At 53.2% G+C, this 1804-nt stretch carries 1 protein-coding gene; it reads right to left on the bottom strand.

Going from position 1 to position 1804, the window contains the following annotated elements; genetic code table 11:
* Window positions 1-390: 390 nt before the first annotated feature.
* Entirely contained in the window at window positions 391-1689 is a 1299-nt protein-coding gene (locus PSHG_RS25860; protein WP_010267154.1) for an IS110 family RNA-guided transposase, read from the bottom strand.
* Window positions 1690-1804 lie beyond the last annotated feature (115 nt).

The raw sequence follows: 1804 nt of genomic DNA, 5'->3' as shown, positions 1-1804 counted from the left end.
AAATTAATGTTTTCCCCGTTTTTCTCGCTCTTTCGCACGATTTCATCTTTGACAATCGAAGTGCTCTTGGATAAGAATTGACGAAGAGTGAATATATGGAATCGACTCGTTGGCGGGAACAGAGGTGGGGGGCACCTCGTTTTAAAAATGCCGTATGGTCGCAAATGGATCTCCACATGAACCCTTGCGGTTTACCCTCCCATGTCTCCCGGGGTCGATGCCCTTACATTCCTTCGTTCTGCCTCTCAAGGGGTGGAGGCCAGGCATGCTCCTATACGGGGTCGTTGCCCTAATGGTGTGAATTCCTCCCGGCCTATCCGTGCTTCGTTTGTCAAAGATCAACCTGTGGATAAGAGCAGAAAACCATCGAGTTGCTAACCTGTGAATTGATTAAGCTGCTGCTTGCAATTGCGCCTCCCGATGGGGGCCGAGCACCTTGCCGGCATCGTAGGCTTTCTTCTTACGGCCAAGCTCGAATAACACGCGAATCAGTTTCGTACAGATGGCAATCATGGATTGCTTCTTCTTGAGCGGGTTGTCCCTGCGTGTCGTGAAATACGCATGCAGAGTGCGAAACTCCGGATTCTTGGCGACGAGCGTCAGGGCCGCACGGTACAGCAAAGCCCGAAGACGACAGCGGCCGCGTTTGGTAATCGTCGTTTCTCCTTTACGCTTGCCGGAACTGTCCTCGCGCAAGCTAAGCCCGGCATGGCGTACGATCTGCTGGCTGTGGTCATAGCGGGACAAGTCCCCAACCTCGGCCAAAAATCCGGCCACAGTGATCAATTTGATGCATGGGATAGTCATCATTTCCGCAGCCCCGGGGATTTGCTCTACCAGCTCCGCCACAAGCGCCATCAGTTGATCCATCTGCCTGCACAGCATGGCGTACTGTTCCAGAAGCATGGCTAGCTCATGTCTGGCCGCTGCAGCGCCTTCCGTGAGGCCGATGGACTTGCGGGCTTTCCGGTACAGCAATTCGGCACGTTTGGGGCCTACAGCCCGATTCACACCGTTCTTTTTCCACGCCGCCACGATCGTCGTTTCGCCGGCGCTCACGACATCCTGCGGCAGCGGGAACTGTCCCAGCGTGATTAACGAGGCCTTGCCTTCCCAATCTTTAAACACTTGCGTATATTCGGGAAAGAAGCGATCCAGCCAGTTGTGGATTCTTCCTTTCACGCGGTTCAAATCCCCGTTCAGACGCTCTCGCTGGTTCATCAGCACCCGCAGATCGGCATAGATGCCTTCCGGAAGCTGCGGCTCGCTGTAGCGCCCGTCGATGATGAGTTTGGCGACGACTTTCGCATCCTTGATGTCGTTCTTGGTCGGCGAATTGTCGTCGAGTTCCTTGCTTTTCTTCACATGATGCGGGTTCACCAGGACCACTTGGATGCCATGCCCCTTCAGGAAATGGAACAGCGGAAACCAGTAATGACCCGTCGGCTCAACGCCAAGGATGACGTCGTTCATGCCGTGCTCCTGTTTCAACGCCTCCGCCCAAGCCAGAAGGTTCAACAGGCCTTGTTCATCGTTCTGGAACAAGCAGCGCTTACCCAGCTCGATACCTCGATAAGTAAAGGCCCGAGCAACGTGGTTGTTTTTGGCGATGTCGGTTCCGATAACCAATGTGGTTTCAGAAATTCGTTCAATTCGTTGATTTTGTTTGCTGGATTGGTTATGCTTCATAGTGAGCGTCCTCCTCTTAATTAGGGCAGTGAATGTGCGAGCATTCGAGACCCAGCATACAGGAGGCGCTCTTTCTTTTCAAACCGCAAATTAATTCATTACAGGAATAGCTCCT

Source organism: Paenibacillus senegalensis JC66, assembly GCF_000285515.1.
GTDB lineage: Bacteria > Bacillota > Bacilli > Paenibacillales > NBRC-103111 > Paenibacillus_L > Paenibacillus_L senegalensis.
Note: the sequence above shows the minus strand (reverse complement) of the source record. Positions and strands in the feature narration are given on the sequence as shown.